Below are 15,733 nucleotides of genomic sequence, written 5' to 3'. Positions count from 1 at the left end.
GACGGTGTGCGTAAAGTGACACGGGGAAAGGCTGCGGCACCGTGTGTGGCAGCCTTCGAGTGAAGAATCCGGGGGCTGCCCATGGCCGCTGTGCGGGAAAGCGATGTCTTGGAGGCGTCGCAGGCGCGGGTGTACGCGAGCGACGGGGAAGTGATCGGGGCCGCGTTCCTGGTCGCCGAGGACGTGCTGTGCACCTGTGCCCACGTCGTCACCAGAGCGCTCGGGTCCGGAGCCGGGGCCGATGAACCACATGGCCAGGCGGTGGAGTTCGACTTTCCCCTGATCTCCGGTCGTCCGCGCGTGCGCGCGACGGTGGAGTCCTGGCGTACGGGCGGCGCCGATGTCGCGCTGCTGCGACTCGACGAACCGGTCGAGGGCACCCGGCCCGCGCCGCTGGTCGACGGGGCGGGCGTATGGGGGCACGCCTTCCGGACGATGGGCTTTCCGGCCGGTGCGGTTCAAGGCGTCTGGGCGTACGGGACGCTGCGCGCCGGGACGGGAGCCGGTTGGCTGCAGATGGAGACCGAGGAGCCCGGCCCGCGCATCGCGGAGGGTTTCAGCGGAGCGCCGGTCTGGGACGACACGCAGAACGGCGTCGTCGGCATGACGGTCACCGCCCACCTGGGAGAGCGCACCGCATACCTGTTGCCCTCGGCTGATCTGGTCAACGAGGCCACGGTGGAGCCGCGTTGCCCGTTCCAGGGGCTGGCCGCGTTCACCGAGGACGACGCCGAGTTCTTCCACGGCCGGGCCGCCGACACCGAACGGCTCACCACCGCCGTGCTCAGGCGCCCCCTGACACTGGTGACCGGCCCCTCCGGGTGCGGCAAGTCGTCGCTCGTACGTGCCGGGGCACTGCACCGACTGCGGGCGGCCGGGACGGACGTGACGGAGCTGCGGCCCATTCCTGGCGTGCGCCCTGCCGCCGTCGTCGCGCGAGCGTTGGTCGGCGTGCTGGAACCGGCCTTGGGCGAGGTCGAACGCCTTGCCAGGGCGGAGATCCTGGTCGGCCCGCTCGACGCGGGCGACGGCATCGGCACCGAGCTGCGCACCCGGATCCTGGCCCGGAGTGAAGGCTTCCGGCACGTCCTCTTCGTGGACCAGCTGGAGGAGTATGTGATGGCCGACCCTGCTGCGGGCCGCACGCTCTTCGGCCTGCTGGCCGACCTGGCGGGCGGGGAGCTGCGGGTCGTGGCGACGACACGACCCGACACGATCAACGTCCTGAACACGGCCGGCACCTCGGACCTCGTCAGCGACGCCGTCCAGTTCCTCGCGCCACTGGGCACGGAGGGCCTGGAGCAGGCGGTGACGGCGCCGGTCGACGCGATACCGGGGCTGTGGTTCGAAGCGGGCCTGCCGGAGCGCATCGTCGCCGACGCGGGCGACGAACCCGGCCGCATGCCGCTGGTCCAGTTCGCGCTGACCGAGCTGTGGCAGCGTCGCAGCCGCGCCATGCTCACGCACGCGGCGTACGACGAGCTGGGCGGTGTCGCGGGCGCCCTCGTCGGCTACGCGAACCAGACCTACGAACGGCTGCCGAGCTCCGAACGGAGCCGTGCCCAGCGGCTCTTCATCCAGCTCGCCCGCCCTGGTGACGGTGACGTCTTCACCCGCAGACCCACCCGCACGGCGGACCTCGCCCCGGAACTCGTCGCCGTGGCGCGCAGGCTCGCCCCCAGCAAGCTCGTCGTCCTGTCCCGCGCGCCGGGCGGCGACGAACACGAAGAGATCGCCGACCTGGCACACGAGGCACTGACGAACCACTGGCCTCTGCTTCTGGGCTGGCTCACCGAGTCCCGCGACTTCCGACTCTGGCAGGAACAACTACGCGCCGACCTCGACCGCTGGCAGTCCCAGGACCGCGAGCCCGCTCGTCTGCTGAGCGGCACGGACCTGGCCGAGGCGGAGCGTCGACTGAAGACGCACCCCGACCCGGACGACATCTCGGCGGCCGAGCGGGAGTACGTCCACCTCAGCGGGAACCACGCCCGTCGCGGCGTCCGCCTGCGCCGGACCGCCGTGACGGGCCTGGGCATACTGACCGCCCTCGCGGTCGTCCTGTCGTTCACCACGTACCAGAACCTCCAGCGCGCCGAGGGGCACCTCCGCACCCAGGCAGCCGACATCCTCGCGCAGGCCGCGGAGGAGCGTCCGCCCAACGACCCCAGTACGGCACTGCAGTTGGCCCTGGCGGCTTGGCACACGAAGGAGACGCCACGTACCAGACAGGCGCTGATGAATCAGTATGTGCGGGGGCAGTACGTCACCGGTACCTACCCGTCCCTGTGGCGTGGCAGTGTCCACAGCCTGACCGCGAGCGAGGACGGCCGAGCGCTGGTGGTCGAGTCGAAGCCCCCGAGGGACGAGAAGTCGACGCTCACCGTGATCACGGGCGCCCTGGCCGGCAAACCCCGCGCGCGGGAACTCAGTGGCGTACCCGAGGGTGACGTGCGCATCGCGGTGAGCCCCGACGGGCGGCACGTCGCGGCGGTCGCCGGACCGGAGAAGATCCTTCTCTGGCAGACGCGAGGGGACGGCCCGAAGCACCCGGAGACCCTGGAACCCAACCCCCACGAACGTCATGAACAGGGGAACGCCCCTCGATGGACCCTGGACTTCAGCAGCGACAGCCGGCGACTTCTTCTGGTGCGGAGCAACCCTCGCGTACTCTGCGAGACCCCTGCGGCGAAGACGTGCGGTGCGGCCACCATGCACGTGTGGGAGACCGGCTCCGGCGACGACCGACGCGAGGTGACCGACCGGATCACCCTGCCGCAGGACATGGACCGGGTCGTGTTCACCTCCGACGCGGACTCAGTGGCGATACTCCGTTCCTCCGTGGCGGTCAGGGACAACGTCGAGGTCCGGGACCTGACATCCGGGCAGCGGCTGTACTCCACGCGCATGGCCACTCCGGCGTCGCTGCAGGCAGGCGGGGAGATCGCCGTCCAGGACAACGGGCAGGCGCTGGAACTCGGCCGGACCCCAGGACGCTCGTACCGCGTTCCCGCCGACGGAGGGTTCAGTCTCACCGACGCCACCACCCGCTACGAACTCAGGACGACTGAGCAGCGCGAATGGGCCAGCGCGGGACAACGCTACGTGGAACACACCCTGATGGACGTACGTACCGGCCGTGCCTTCCACACCCGCGTCCCGGATTCGGGCGACACGTCCGTCAGCCCGGAGACCGTCGCAGCCGTTCCGAGGAAGGGAGGCGGGCTCACGGTTCTCGCAGCCGTGGGCTCCACCTTGGTCGCGACACGGGCCGAGCCGATCGGCGGTGAACGGCTCCGGTCCGAAGCCGGAGGAGTCGACGGGGAGACCCTCTCTCCGGACGGGCAGCTGCGTGCCCAGGTCTTGGACGGCCGGCTCGAGGTCCTGGATGCCTCCCGCAAGCGGCTGCGATCGGCTCGGCTTCCCGCGGTGACCGCCGAGCACGCGGTGAGTTGGAAGCTGACGTGGACCGCCGACTCCCGACGGCTCGTGCTGTGGGACGGACGGGATGGGCTGCGCCGGTCGTATGCGGCGGACGACCTCGACGCCCCCGTGACTCTGGACGACGCGTTGTCGGACAGCGACACCATCCAGGGTGTGGTCGGTATCGGTGGCAGTGAGATCGCAGTGCTCGCCCGAAGCCGGCTGGCAGCGGTCGATGCTGCCGACGGACGGGTGACAAGGCGCTTCTTCTCTGTCCATCAGGGCGCGCACACGGACGAGACCTCGGAAGGGAGCTCCGTCGGAGACCAGCTCGTGGCGAGACCGGAGCACCCGGGGCAGGTCGCAGTCAACGTCAGACGCGGCGCGATCCTGTTGTGGGACCTGCGGGCGCCGAGGCGAGTCGACGCCTTGCCCGGTGCCCCCGTGAGCTACGGGTCAGCCAGCGCTCCCTTCCCCGCCCTGCTCGCCTTCGATCCGACGGGCACCTACCTCGCCGTCGTCAATGACGACGCGCATGCACGGGTCTGGAACGTGCCGGGCAGAAAACAGTTCACACGTAGCATCCCGTGGACGGACGACCGCGACGGCCTCGTCGGCCTGACGTCGGACGGCCACGTGATGATCTTCCGTGACGAGCAGCTCCGTTTTGTCGTCCCCGACAGGAACGCAGAGGGAAGCGACTTCTCGGTCCCCGTGATGAAAGGCTTCGTCCACATCGACGGAGACTGGTTGGTCGTCGACACGGGGGCTGTGCGACAGCGCCTCGACCTGCGCCCCGAGGCGCAGTTCGGTGCGCTCTGCGAAGCCGCCGGGCGGGACTACGTCGAGGCCGAACGCGAACTGCTGCCCGAGGGCACACCCGATGAGCCGCCGTGTTCCTGACCACGTACACACGCGAGGAGCTACCTTGACCGACCCTGAGCAGTCACCACTCGGCCTGGACGACGGGACCACGGTCCGTTTCGTCCTGCAGGAGAACGTCAGCCCTGTCACCAACGGCATGGGACCCGCCGTACCCGTGGCCCGTCCGGGACGGACCGCCCCCGCGCTCGCCACCGACGCGCTGCGCGCCACTCTCAAGCCGCTCGGTCCGCTGGTGCAGGAGATCCACGACGCGGTCGGTACCGCATCGCCGCCGCCCGACGAGATCACCGTGACCTTCGGGGTGCAGGTCGGGCAGGATCTCAAGCTCGGCATCGTGAACGGCAGCGGGCAGGCCCACCTGACGGTGACAGCCACCTGGCGCCCGGAAGGAACAGACGGCAGGTCACAGGGCTCGCAGCACTGAGTCCCGAGGGCCCGACACCAGCGAGGTGCTGTGGAAGAGCGTGACCTCACCCGTGATCGACTCGTCGAGATCGTTCGCGAAATCATGGCGGCACATGGGACCGAGATGGAAAACGAGAGACTCGTGGACATTCTCGAAGCGAGCGTCCCTCATCCTCGTGCACTCGATCTCATCTTTCATCCCGACTTGGAAAACCTTACGGATGACCTGACGGCAGAAGAGGTCGTGGACATCGCGTTTTCCTACACGCCTTTCGCTCCGATTCCGTTGGAAGCGGAATCGGATGCACACCGAAAGAATGTCGCTCAGCGGGAATAACTGGAGGATCATCATGGGGTACCGCTACTACCTCTACGGCTCCGACAAAATGAGTCCGCAGGAGGTACGCGACGCCCTGTCAACCTCCTTGGGTCTCTCATTCGACGCCCGACAGAGCGATTTCAAGGGAGGCACATACCATCTGGCGGACGTACGGGATTCCGGAAAGATTACAGTCGAGGAGAACTGGGAAGACGAAGAGGGCTACCTCGCCGAACCAGCCTTTCCGACGTATTTTACGCTTGTGTATGTCACCGAGCCTGCCACACACGTACTTTCGGCACTGGAAAATGCGGGTCTTCTTCAGCGTTTGAAGATGTCATGCGTTGATTGAGGTGCCGCCCGAAGCGGCGATTCCGCGGTGACCACTCGGTGTCTCCGTGCCCTCCGGCATGGTGTCGGCAGGGGGCCGGGTAAGCAGGATCGCCTCATCGGTCAGGTCGAGGGGAGGTGATGAGCCAGAACATAGAACCGCCGGACGGTCGGATGCGAGTCTTCAGGGGGTACGCGCGTCGCTGTTCTCGCGGTTCGCGAGGACCTCGGCCATGTGTGTCTGCGCCCAGCTCCTGAGCCCGCGCGTCATGTGGTGGAGCGAGAGGCCGAGATCGGTCAACTCGTAGGTGACGGTGACGGGGACGGTCGGCGTCACGGTACGGGTGAGCAGACCGTCGTGCTCCAGCGATCGCAGTGTCTGGGTCAGCATCTTCTGGCTGACCCCGGCCAGAAGACGTGACATCTCGGAGTAGCGCATCGCCTTCGGAGCGTCCGCATGTGGGGCACCGGGCCGGCCGGCGCCGTCGTCGCCCCCCAGCGCGCACAGGACCAGGACGACCCACTTGTCCGAGATTCGGTCGAGCAGCTGCCGGCTGGGGCACCCCGCCAGGAACGCGTTGTACTCCACCTTGGCCTGAGCCCTCTGCTGGGCCGCCTTCATCGTCGTCACCGATCGCACCTCTCACCAAAGGGTGGGTTACGCACTTCTGAGTGCCTACTTCCCCACAGGAAGTTTCTCTCCAATGCTGATGCAAGGAGGCGGCAGGCGCCACCCCGAAGTACACGACGAAAGGCAACGAGATGAACACCCCCTCCCTCACTCTTCCCGGTGACACCTGGACTCTGGGTGACCTGACCGTCACCCGGTTCGGTTACGGCGCCATGCAACTGGCCGGCCCGTGGGTCATGGGGCCGCCCGCCGATCGCGACGGTGCTCTTGCCGTTCTGCGTGAGGCGGTCGACGTCGGAATCACCCACATCGACACCAGCGACGCCTACGGGCCGCGCGTCACCAACGAGTTGATCCGCGAGGCACTGCACCCCTATCCCGAGTCGCTGCACATCGTGACCAAGGTGGGCGCGACCCGCGACGAACAGGGCGGCTGGCCCACGGCCCGGCGACCCGAAGATCTGCGCCGCCAGGTCCACGACAACCTCAAGTCCCTCCGGCTCGACGTACTCGACCTGGTCAACCTTCGACTCGGCGACGCCGAAGGTCCCGGCTCTCTCGCAGAGGCGTTCGAGACGCTCGTCGAACTCCAGCAGCAGGGCCTGATCCGCCACCTCGGGATCAGCAACGCCACCGAGGAGCAGGTCACCGAGGCACAGAGCATCGCGCCGATCGTGTGCGTGCAGAACATGTACAACCTCGCCCACCGCCATGACGACAAGCTCATCGACCGGCTCGCCACCGACGGCGTCGCGTACGTGCCCTTCTTCCCTCTCGGGGGCTTCACCCCCCTTCAGTCCTCGGCGCTCTCGGCGGTGGCCACTCGCTTGGAGGCGACACGGATGTCCGTGGCACTGGCCTGGCTGCTGTGGCGATCACCGAACATTCTGCTCATCCCCGGCACCTCGTCGACGGCCCACCTGCGCGAGAACATCGCCGGCGCGGGACTCTCCCTCTCCCCCGAGGACTTGACCGAACTGGACGACATCAGCCGCTGAACTCCCCAGAGCTGAACGGCCCACGAGCCACGACCGAAGCCAAGATGAGGCCCTGGTCGCGGCCCCGGGCCTGCCTCAAGCGGCGAGGACTTCCAGTGCCGCGGCGTGCACACCCGGCGCGGCGGCGACGTAGCTCTTGTCGGCCGGTTCCCACGGTTTTCCCTCGAGGTCGGTCACGACGCCACCGGCCTCCTGGACCAGCAGTACACCTGCCGCGTGGGACCGGACGTTGTCGAACTGCCAGTGCACGTCCATCCGGCCCGCGGCGACCTGGGCGAGCTGGTGGGTCACCGGTACGGAGACCCGCACATGGAGGGCGGAGTTCGTCATCGCCGCGAAGGCGGAGCCCATCCGCTCCGCGAGCTCAGGATCGTGCCCGGGCTTGGCCTGGCCGGTCCCGGCCAGCGCGCCGTCCAGCGACGTCTTGACCGAAACCCGCAGCCGTACGTCGTTGAGGAACGCCCCACCTCCCGCGGTCGCGGTGAACATCTCGTCGGCAACCGGGAAGTGGATCACGGCCAGCACCGGGCGGCCGTCACGGACGAGGCTCACGCCGATGTTCCAGTCGGGCATACCGTGAACGGCGTTGACGTTGCCGCCGACCGGGTCGATGAGCCACCACTCGCCCGAGGCCAGTGGGCCCGACCCGTGTTCGTCATCGAGCCAGCCCGCGCTCGGCAGGGCTTCGGTCAACGCCGGGCGCAACGTGGCGACGACTGCCGCGTCATTGGCGCGGAGGCTCGCGAGCAGTTCGGGGAGTCCGGGCAGACGGGGCTCGGTGGGGTAGCGAGCCATCATGCGGGTGCCGGCGTGGCGGACGGCGGTGACGGTGGCGGCAAGCAGTTCCTGGCTCATGAGAGGCTCCTGGGGTTGATCGAGGTGGACTGACTCGCTGCGAGGATTTACTTCTATGCAATTGGACTTGAATCTGCTGACCGTCCTGGACGCCCTGCTCGAAGAGGGCAGCGTGATGGGCGCCGCCAGACGGCTGCACCTGTCCTCACCTGCGGTCAGCCGCACCCTCGGCAGGCTTCGCACTGTCACCGGGGACGACATTCTGGTGCGCACCGGCCACTCGATGGTTCCGACCCCGTACGCGTTGTCGGTGCGGGAGGACGTACACCGGCTCGTCCGGCAGGCGCACCAAGTGCTGGCTCCGACGCGCGAGTTGAACCTGGCTGAACTGGATCGCGCCTTCACGATCCAGTGTCACGACGCGGCGGCCGCGTCACTGGTACCGGTGCTGTTCGGCAGAATCCAGCAGCGGGCTCCCGGGGTACGACTACGGGTGCTGGCGGAGAACTCGGTCGACACCGACGACCTGCGCCGCGGCCGTGTCGACCTGGAACTCGGTGGCGGCATGCCGAGTCTGCCCGAGTTCCGGTCCGAGCCCCTCGGCGAGGACCGGCTGGTCGTGGCGATGCGCGCAGACCACCCTTGTGCCGCCGAGCTCGACCTGTCCTCCTACGCGGCGCACCCGCATGTGGTGATCTCCCGGCGTGGCCGGCTCACCGCACCGATCGACGACGCACTCGCAGCCGAAGGCCTGAGGCGCCAGGTGGTCGCGGCGGTCGCGACGGTGTCCACAGCCCTGCAGATCGCCGCCCGCAGCGACGCCCTGGTCACCTGCACGGCGCTCCTCGGCCGCCCGCTCATCGAGGCGTTCGGGCTCCTCACCCGGCCACTGCCGATCGACTTCCCAGCGGCGGCGATCAACTGCAACTGGCACCAGCGCTACGACTCCGATCCCGCCCACGCCTGGCTCCGCGAGCAGGTCCGGGCGTCGATCGAGGAGATCACCGCCGGCTGACCACTCCGTCTACTCCGCCAACGGCAGGGCCACGACACCGGGGAAGCGCGACGACTCGGCCTCGTCGAGCATCGCCGCAGCGACGGTTGCCCGGCTGACCTTCGCACCGAGGTCGAAGGGAGGTCCGGCCTTCAGCCCGACCGTGCGCCGACGAGGGCTTTCCGGCCCGTCAGCGAGCATCCCCGCATGGAACACGGTGCCCCCAGCCGCGAGAACGGTGTTGTCGGCCTCGACCTTGTCCGCGAGCCGGTCACCCAGCACCTTGGCGAGCACCCCCGCACCCTCCCCCGCCACCTCGGCCGACTTGCCCGTGCCGTAGGCACCGAGCCAGATGACGCGCCGGGGGCCGGCGGCGACGACGGCCCGGGCGCCGACCAGGAGAATCCCGGCCCGGTCCGTGCCGAGCGCGGAAATGACCACGGAGTCCTTGTCCACGGCGGCGGCGATACCGGCCGCGTCGTTCACGTCGCCCGCCACCTTGCGCAGGTTCGGGGAGTCGGGAAGGTCGATTTGCTCGGGATGACGCGCGATGGCGGTCACGGTGTGACCACGTCGCAGCGCCTGCTCGGTGAGAGCCATGCCGGTCCGGCCGGAAGCCGCGAGAACAGTGAGATGCATGCCGAGAACGTTAGGGAGCTACCCCCTTAACATCAAGTGCAAGTAACTGACTTGAAAAGTTACCCAGACGCAACCGGGTGCGCGGACGGGCGAGCCCGCTCCGCGAGTCCCTGATCGCCCGAACTCCGTGCAGTGTGAGGCTCGACTCCGAGCGTCTCAGCCGGTGGCGGGGCCGGTCCAGCCCGTGGGGACGTGGCCGATGCGGACCCGTTGCGGGTGGTCGCCGACGGGGATCGAGGTGACCTTCTCGCCGGTGGAGAAGTCGATGGCCGTCACCTGGTCGGCGCCGCTCTCGGACACCACGCAGTGCTTGCCGTCTCCGCTGACGGTGGCCCAGTACGGCTTGGAGGCGGTGACGAGCGGACCCTCCTGAAGCGTCTCGCGGTTCACGACGGTGACGTAGTCGTCCATGGTCCCGGCGATGCAGAGCTTGTCACCCCGAGGGCTCATGGACATGCCGTGGTGGCGGGAGTCGTTGACGTAGGTGGTGCGTTCGTCGCTGGTGTCCGGGTTCTTCGGCAGTGTCTTCACTCGGGTGATCTTGTCGTTGTGCACGTCGTACTCGACGAATCCGTTGAAGAAGGAGACCTGGAAGTACATCTTCGACTCGTCAGGCGTGAAGGCGACGGGACGCAGCGCGTCGGACAGGTCCTTGCGGCCGAAGGCGTCGAGCCGCTCCCGCATGTCGATGATCTTCTCGACCTGGAAGGTCTCCGCGTCGGCGACGGTGATGCGGCGATCACCCTTGGTGAAGTCCTGCCAGGGCGCGTCCATGTCGGTGTTGACCTCGCCGATGGCCATGTTCCAGAGGTACTTGCCGCCGTCGGTGTACACGTTCTCGTGCGGCTTGTCGCCCGTCTTGAAGTTGCCCGCCTCCTCGCCCGTCGCCATGTCGAGGACGTGCACGGTGTTGGAGATGGAGGAGGAGACGGCGACCTGGGTGCCGTCCGGTGAGACCGCCATGTGGTCGGAGCGGAAGCCGGACACCGGGAAGCGCCAGTTGATTCTGCCGCTCTCCACGTCGATGGAGACGACATCGGCGAAACTCGGCCGGGAGGCGACGACGGACGTGCCGTCCTTCGTGGTGTACATGTCGTCGACGTACTGGTCATGGCCCTCGCCCGGGCCGAGCCGGATACCGAGGAAGAAGGCGAGCTTGATGGGATTGAGGTAGATCTCCCGCAGCCGCTCCTTCTTGTCGGGGATCATGTCGATCCGGCCGATCTTGGCGTAGTCGCCCCGGGAGTTGATGACGTCGGCGGTGCCCTCCCAGTTGTTGCCGACGAAGAACACCTCCTTGAGCTCCTCCGGGACGGCTTTCCGCGCCTGCGTCGGATTCTCGCTCGCGCCGGCCGAGCCGGGGATGGTGGGCAACGCGCCTGCGGTCAGCGCCACGGCGAGAAGGGCTACCGCGCCGAGCTCGCGCCGGCGGTGAGGACGGCGGGTGGTGGAAGACGTCATGGTGAACTCCAGAGGGCAGGGGTGGGCGGCGCCGTCGGACAGGTTCACGTCTGTTACTGAAGGTAACGTAGCCAGAAGAGAGAAACTTGAACAGAGCCCGATCGAGATTCCTCGACGGGTGCCGTCGTGGTGCCGGGGCGTCGCACGTGGCACCCCCGGCGTGAGACCGCCGCAGATGAACCGCGTGTCAGTCGCGCGACCGCATCGGAGCTGTCGAAGGCCCCGCCAGTGTCCACGAGGCCAGCAGGCTGAGCGCCTGGGCGGACGCCGACCGAGGTTCGGCGGTGTAGAGGAACAGGGTGGTTTCGCTGTCACCGGGAAGCGAGAGCGTCTCGTACTCCACGGTGAGCTCACCGACCAAGGGGTGCCGAAGCCGCTTGGCACCATGAGTGCGCTGGTGCACGCGGTGCTGCCGCCACCAGTGGTCGAAGTCGTCGCTCCGCTTCCTCAGTTCCGTGACGAGCGCCTCCGTGGCCTGCCGGTCCGATTCGCGCACCGCTTCCAGACGCAGGTTCTCCACCGCGGCGCGGGCCTGGACGTCCCAGTCGATGAACAGGTCGCGCGCATCCTGATCGAGGAAGAGCCAGCGGGTGTAGTTACGCTCGACGGCCGGCATGGCGTCGAAGTCCGCGAACAGGGCTCTGGCCATCCGGTTCGAACCCAGGACGGCTGACTGCCGCCCCAGAATGAGGGCGGGGACAGAGCTGTCCAGCGAATCCAGCAGCTGATGGAGCCCGGGGCGCAGACGCTGCACGCTGGGCGTGCGCGACGGGAGGCGGGTGACGGTGACGCCGACGAGATCCTTGAGGTGGGCAAGGCTTGCCGCGTCCAGTCCCAGGGCCTGCCCGATGGCTTCGACCACGGCAGGGGACGGATTGATGGAGCGGCCCTGCTCGAGGCGGGCGTAGTAGTCGACGGACACACCCGCCAGACCGGCGACTTCCTCCCGCCGAAGACCGGCCACGCGCCGGACCCGGCCGTCCGGCGGCAGCCCCGCTTGCCCGGGATCGCACTGGGCGCGAGAGCGCTTGAGGAAGTCCGCGAGCTCACGGTTGGTGGAGGTCATGGGAGCAGTCTGTCCCGCGAAGCACGACGACGGCCTCTCCGGGGGAGGTCTGTCAGTCCTACTTCCGCGCGACCTAGGACGCGGAGGGCTCGCCGTGGCACTCGGAACCACTCGCGCGCGGCCCACGATCGAGTCAGCGCCGGATCAGCAAACCGACCGGCGTCCCGTCGCGGCATCTACGAAAGAGGCACGCTCATGCCTGGCACCACCACCCCCACCACCTGGTTCGTCACCGGCGCCTCCCGCGGAATGGGGCTGGAGCTGGTCCGGCAACTGCTCGCCCAGGGGTGCGACGTGGCCGCTACCACCCGCTCCGCCGAGCGCCTGTCGACCGCACTGGGGAGCGCCGTCGACACCAGCCGGCTCCTTGCGCTGACCGTGGACCTGACGGACGAGACTCAGGTCAAGAGCGCCGTGGACCGGACCACCGAGCGATTCGGCCGCCTGGACGTCGTCGTCAACAACGCGGGGTACGGATACCTCGCAGCCGTCGAGGAGACCAGCGGCAAGGACGTGCGGGAGATGCTCGACGTCCAGGTCGGCGGGGTGTGGAACGTGCTGCGCGCGGCGCTGCCGGTCATGCGTGAACAGCGCGCGGGCCACATCGTCAACATCTCCTCGATCCTGGGTCTGACCACGATGCCCGGCTGGGCCCTGTACTGCGCGGGCAAGTTCGCGCTCGAAGGGCTGAGCGAGGCGCTCGCTGCCGAGGTCGCGGACTTCGGCATCAAGGTCGTCGTCGTCGAGCCCGGTTACTTCCGCACTTCCTTCCTCACCCCGGACTCGCTGGCCCTGCCCGGTGCGACCACGGAGCACTACCCGGCGGTGCGGGCCATGGTCGAGGACCACCTCGCACATCAGGGCCACCAGCTCGGCGACCCCGTCAAGGCGGCAGCCGCCATCATCGAGCGCGTCGGCCGCGAAGACGGCCCCCTGCGCCAGCTGCTGGGCTCCGACGCGCACGCCTTCGCCACCGCGAAGGTGGACGCCCTGCGCGCCGATCTCGACGCCACCGCCGCCTCCGCCCCCACCACGGACTTCCCCGAGGCCTGACCAGGCGGCTCGGTCGGGACGACGACGAGGGAGGTGTGTCCCCGGGGACACACCTCCCGGGCCGGAACCGGGTGGAGCGGCACAGTGCGGGTGCCAGGCGTGTCAGGCCATGACCGTAGGTTGCACGGGTATGTGCGTCCCGTCAGGGGCCACCAGCGTGGCGTGGCCGACCATGTGCAGCATGGGCAGGTCCGAGGGGTGGTCGCCGTACGCGTGGCAGTCCTGGGGGTCGATGTGGGGGTGGCGGTCGAGCAGTTCGCGTACGAGGACGCACTTCCCCTCACCGATGGCGGGCCGGCCCATCAGCTCACCGGTCAGGACGCGGCCGCACCGCTCCAGCCTGGCACCGAGCACGTACTGCGCCCCGACCACCTCCGCGACATGGGGCATCAGCGGTGGGAACGAACCGGATACCAGTGCCACGGCCGCCCCTGCGGCCCGGTGCCGACGGAGGGCGTCCACGGTCTCGGTGATGTAGAAGTCCGCGGCCCTGCTGCGTTCCTCATACCACAGGCCGGCCTGGTCCTCGACCTCCTCGACCGGGCTGCGTCTCCAGGCCCGGTGGTACTCCCGGTTGGCCTCCTCCCGGGACATGCCGCGGGCCATCCGCGCGTAGAGGTCCGCGAGGAGCTCGTCGGTGGCCCTCACGCCCTCGGCCCCGTGCCGGGACCCGGCGTAGTGGCGGAGGAACTCCACCCCGCTCCGGCAGCGGATGAGGGTGTCGTCGATGTCGCAGAAGACCAGATAGGCGGGCGGGGGCCCGTTCTGCGGGAACAGCGGTTCGGTACTCATGACGCGGATACCTCCTGAAGTGCCGTGGGCCTGACAGCGGCCGGGGAATCACGGTCGGCGAACGTGGAGAAGACGGAAGCCGCGTAGGCCATGGCCGCCGCCTCCCTGCGGAGCATCTGGTGGGCGGCGACCGTGTGGATGTCCCGCCAGCTGCGTTCGATCAGGCCCGGTCCGCCGCAGGCGTTCACTCCCGCGGTACGGAAGAGCCGTTCGACGCCGTCCACGAGCAGATCGACGACGGCGGCGGATCTTCGCCGGTTCCTGAGGACGTCGGTCTCGGCGCGGGTGCCCGTGTCGGCGCATCTGGCCGCGTCGAGGAGGAGGAGCTCCGCGGCGTCGATGTCGTCGGCGGAACGGGCCAGGGCGTGGTGCAGGCGGCTGCCGTCGTGCTGCGGAAGTCCTCGGGCCTGGGCACGGGCCGCCCAGTCCGACCACGCGGCCAGCGCGCCCCGGGCCGCTCCGAGCGCCGGGGCGCAGAAGAGGAGGCCGCCGACGAGGTGGGCAGGCACGGTGTGGCACCGGGAACGTCCCGGGCCGGGTGTCCCCACCAGCAGGTCCTCCATGGGGAAACTGCGGTGGTCGGGTACGAAGGCGGCTTCCAGCACAGCGGTGTGACTGCCGGTACCGCGCATCCCGCTGCTGTTCCAGGAGTCGCGCACGCGGAAATCGCCCTTCGGCACCGCGAACATGCGCAGACCTGCCGTGCCTTCCGAGCCGGGCTCGGGTGCGCACACCAGGAGCCAGTCCGCGAAGTCCACGCCGCTGACGCAATCCCACTCGCCGCTCAGCAGCCGGCCGGACGGCAGCCGGCGCGCCTCGCCGGACGGCCTGACCGAGGCGCAGATCCGGGTGTCCGGGCCGCCCGACCACAGGTCTCGCCGGCCTTCGTGCGGCAGATAGGCCGCGAATCGGCTGTGGGCCGCCCACAGGACCGCGCACCATGCCGCCGAGGCGCACCCCTCCCCCACTGCCGCGGTCGCCGCGATCAGGCTCCCGAACGTGCCTTCCTGGCCACCCCAGGCGCGGGGTACGAAATGGCGTGCGAAGCCGGCGTGGGTCAGGAGTGCGACGGTCTCGTCCCCGAGCCTGCGGGCGCCGTCGGCGACCACGGCGTGGGTGGCCGCGCTCTCGGTCGCGGCCAGGACGGCCGCCGGAAGCACCGGCGAGATCGCGTCGACCTGGTCGTCCACCGGATTGTGACGTTGCATCATCTGGCGAGCACCTCATTCGATGAATAGAATTCGTTCACGAACGTATTTTTTGTACTTCGGTCCCGCTACGGAGCCGGCACGGAAGGGGAGCGTCATGCCCAAACAGGCACGTGCCCTGCGGACATACGACCGCGTACTCGACGCGGCAGCTCACGAGTTCGCGCGGTACGGATACGCGAACGCGAACCTGCAGAACATCGCGGACCGCATCAGACTGACGAAGGGCGCGCTGTACGGTCACTTCGCGACCAAGGAGGACCTGGCCGTCGCGCTGGACGACCACCTGTCCGGCGCGCTGGGCGACCTGCTCACCGGAGCGGGGGGCTCACCCCGCCCGGCGCTGAGCCGCCTGCGGTCACTCGTCCTCGGCCTCGGACGGCTCTTCGGTACGGATGTGCGGGCCCTCGCCGCGTTGCGCCTGTCCGCGGAGACCGCCCGCTCGGCCTCCAGGCCGATCCCCCTGCTGACGGAGACACACGGTCTCGTCCTCCAACTGGTGCGCGAGACGCAGAAAGCGGGCGACTGGAACGCCTCGGTCCCCACGGTCCCCCTGGCGGACCTCATCGTGGCCGCACTCTTCGGTACGTTCCTGACGGAGATCGACCCCGACACCGGCCCCGGGCGGGCGGGCCCTGAAAGAGCCGATGCCGTAGCGGCGCTGTGGGAGGCTCTGTCTCAGGCGCTCGACGACACCCCCGCGCTCCGAGGCAGGCCGTGACCGGGCCGCCGAC

Annotated in this window: 15 protein-coding genes; 8 read left to right on the top strand and 7 right to left on the bottom strand. The window is 69.0% G+C overall.

Annotation, left to right across the window (positions count from 1 at the left end):
• The first annotated feature begins 81 nt into the window (after nucleotides 1–81).
• The 4 genes from ABT001_RS20805 to ABT001_RS20790 are packed head-to-tail and all read left to right on the top strand — an operon-like array spanning nucleotide 82 to nucleotide 5,384.
• Nucleotides 82–4,326 (top strand): nSTAND1 domain-containing NTPase, encoded by a 4,245-nt coding sequence (locus ABT001_RS20805; protein ID WP_351279516.1) that lies wholly within the window; start codon nucleotides 82–84, stop codon nucleotides 4,324–4,326.
• Nucleotides 4,327–4,351: 25 nt separating this feature from the next.
• Nucleotides 4,352–4,732: a CU044_2847 family protein gene (locus ABT001_RS20800; RefSeq protein ID WP_351279513.1), complete on the top strand. Its 381-nt coding sequence runs from the start codon at nucleotides 4,352–4,354 to the stop codon at nucleotides 4,730–4,732.
• A 30-nt stretch (nucleotides 4,733–4,762) separates the two neighbouring features.
• Entirely contained in the window at nucleotides 4,763–5,050 is a 288-nt protein-coding gene (locus ABT001_RS20795; RefSeq protein ID WP_351279510.1) for a bacteriocin immunity protein, read from the top strand.
• A gap of 13 nt (nucleotides 5,051–5,063) precedes the next feature.
• On the top strand, nucleotides 5,064–5,384 hold the full coding sequence (locus ABT001_RS20790) for a hypothetical protein (RefSeq protein ID WP_351279508.1): 321 nt from the start codon (nucleotides 5,064–5,066) through the stop codon (nucleotides 5,382–5,384).
• A gap of 162 nt (nucleotides 5,385–5,546) precedes the next feature.
• Here the strand turns inward: ABT001_RS20790 and ABT001_RS20785 are convergent, their stop codons facing one another.
• Nucleotides 5,547–5,984, bottom strand: a complete 438-nt coding sequence (locus ABT001_RS20785; protein WP_502967494.1) for a winged helix-turn-helix transcriptional regulator — start codon at nucleotides 5,982–5,984, stop codon at nucleotides 5,547–5,549.
• Nucleotides 5,985–6,124: 140 nt separating this feature from the next.
• Between ABT001_RS20785 and ABT001_RS20780 the strand changes: the two genes are divergently transcribed.
• Nucleotides 6,125–6,991, top strand: coding sequence for an aldo/keto reductase family oxidoreductase (locus ABT001_RS20780; RefSeq protein WP_351279503.1), 867 nt, complete (start codon nucleotides 6,125–6,127; stop codon nucleotides 6,989–6,991).
• Nucleotides 6,992–7,066: 75 nt separating this feature from the next.
• Here ABT001_RS20780 and ABT001_RS20775 read toward each other — a convergent pair whose 3' ends face one another.
• Nucleotides 7,067–7,846: an inositol monophosphatase family protein gene (locus tag ABT001_RS20775; protein WP_351279500.1), complete on the bottom strand. Its 780-nt coding sequence runs from the start codon at nucleotides 7,844–7,846 to the stop codon at nucleotides 7,067–7,069.
• Nucleotides 7,847–7,901: 55 nt separating this feature from the next.
• On the opposite strand from ABT001_RS20775, the gene ABT001_RS20770 reads away from it, so the two are divergent.
• Entirely contained in the window at nucleotides 7,902–8,801 is a 900-nt protein-coding gene (locus tag ABT001_RS20770; RefSeq protein WP_351279497.1) for a LysR family transcriptional regulator, read from the top strand.
• Between the two features lie 9 nt (nucleotides 8,802–8,810).
• Here the strand turns inward: ABT001_RS20770 and ABT001_RS20765 are convergent, their stop codons facing one another.
• The 3 genes from ABT001_RS20765 to ABT001_RS20755 all read right to left on the bottom strand — a co-directional run bounded on the left by ABT001_RS20765 (nucleotide 8,811) and on the right by ABT001_RS20755 (nucleotide 11,946).
• The gene (locus tag ABT001_RS20765) at nucleotides 8,811–9,419 is read right to left on the bottom strand and encodes an NAD(P)-dependent oxidoreductase (protein WP_351279494.1); all 609 of its coding nucleotides are present in this window, start codon (nucleotides 9,417–9,419) and stop codon (nucleotides 8,811–8,813) included.
• A 156-nt stretch (nucleotides 9,420–9,575) separates the two neighbouring features.
• A complete protein-coding gene (locus ABT001_RS20760; protein WP_351279492.1) occupies nucleotides 9,576–10,880 on the bottom strand; it encodes a YncE family protein in 1,305 nt (434 codons plus the stop codon).
• A gap of 187 nt (nucleotides 10,881–11,067) precedes the next feature.
• Entirely contained in the window at nucleotides 11,068–11,946 is an 879-nt protein-coding gene (locus tag ABT001_RS20755) for a helix-turn-helix transcriptional regulator (RefSeq protein WP_351279489.1), read from the bottom strand.
• Nucleotides 11,947–12,141: 195 nt separating this feature from the next.
• On the opposite strand from ABT001_RS20755, the gene ABT001_RS20750 reads away from it, so the two are divergent.
• Nucleotides 12,142–12,999, top strand: a complete 858-nt coding sequence (locus tag ABT001_RS20750) for an SDR family NAD(P)-dependent oxidoreductase (protein WP_351279486.1) — start codon at nucleotides 12,142–12,144, stop codon at nucleotides 12,997–12,999.
• Between the two features lie 102 nt (nucleotides 13,000–13,101).
• On the opposite strand, the gene ABT001_RS20745 is transcribed toward ABT001_RS20750, so the two are convergent.
• Nucleotides 13,102–13,791, bottom strand: coding sequence for an HAD family hydrolase (locus ABT001_RS20745; protein ID WP_351279484.1), 690 nt, complete (start codon nucleotides 13,789–13,791; stop codon nucleotides 13,102–13,104).
• Nucleotides 13,788–15,002, bottom strand: coding sequence for an acyl-CoA dehydrogenase family protein (locus tag ABT001_RS20740; RefSeq protein ID WP_351279481.1), 1,215 nt, complete (start codon nucleotides 15,000–15,002; stop codon nucleotides 13,788–13,790). Before ABT001_RS20740 ends, ABT001_RS20745 begins: the two co-directional genes overlap by 4 nt.
• 94 nt (nucleotides 15,003–15,096) lie before the next feature.
• Between ABT001_RS20740 and ABT001_RS20735 the strand changes: the two genes are divergently transcribed.
• Nucleotides 15,097–15,720, top strand: coding sequence for a TetR family transcriptional regulator (locus ABT001_RS20735; protein WP_351279478.1), 624 nt, complete (start codon nucleotides 15,097–15,099; stop codon nucleotides 15,718–15,720).
• Nucleotides 15,721–15,733 lie beyond the last annotated feature (13 nt).

It is taken from the genome of Streptomyces sp. NPDC002793, from assembly GCF_040295485.1.
Classification (GTDB): domain Bacteria; phylum Actinomycetota; class Actinomycetes; order Streptomycetales; family Streptomycetaceae; genus Streptomyces.
Note: the sequence above shows the minus strand (reverse complement) of the source record. Positions and strands in the feature narration are given on the sequence as shown.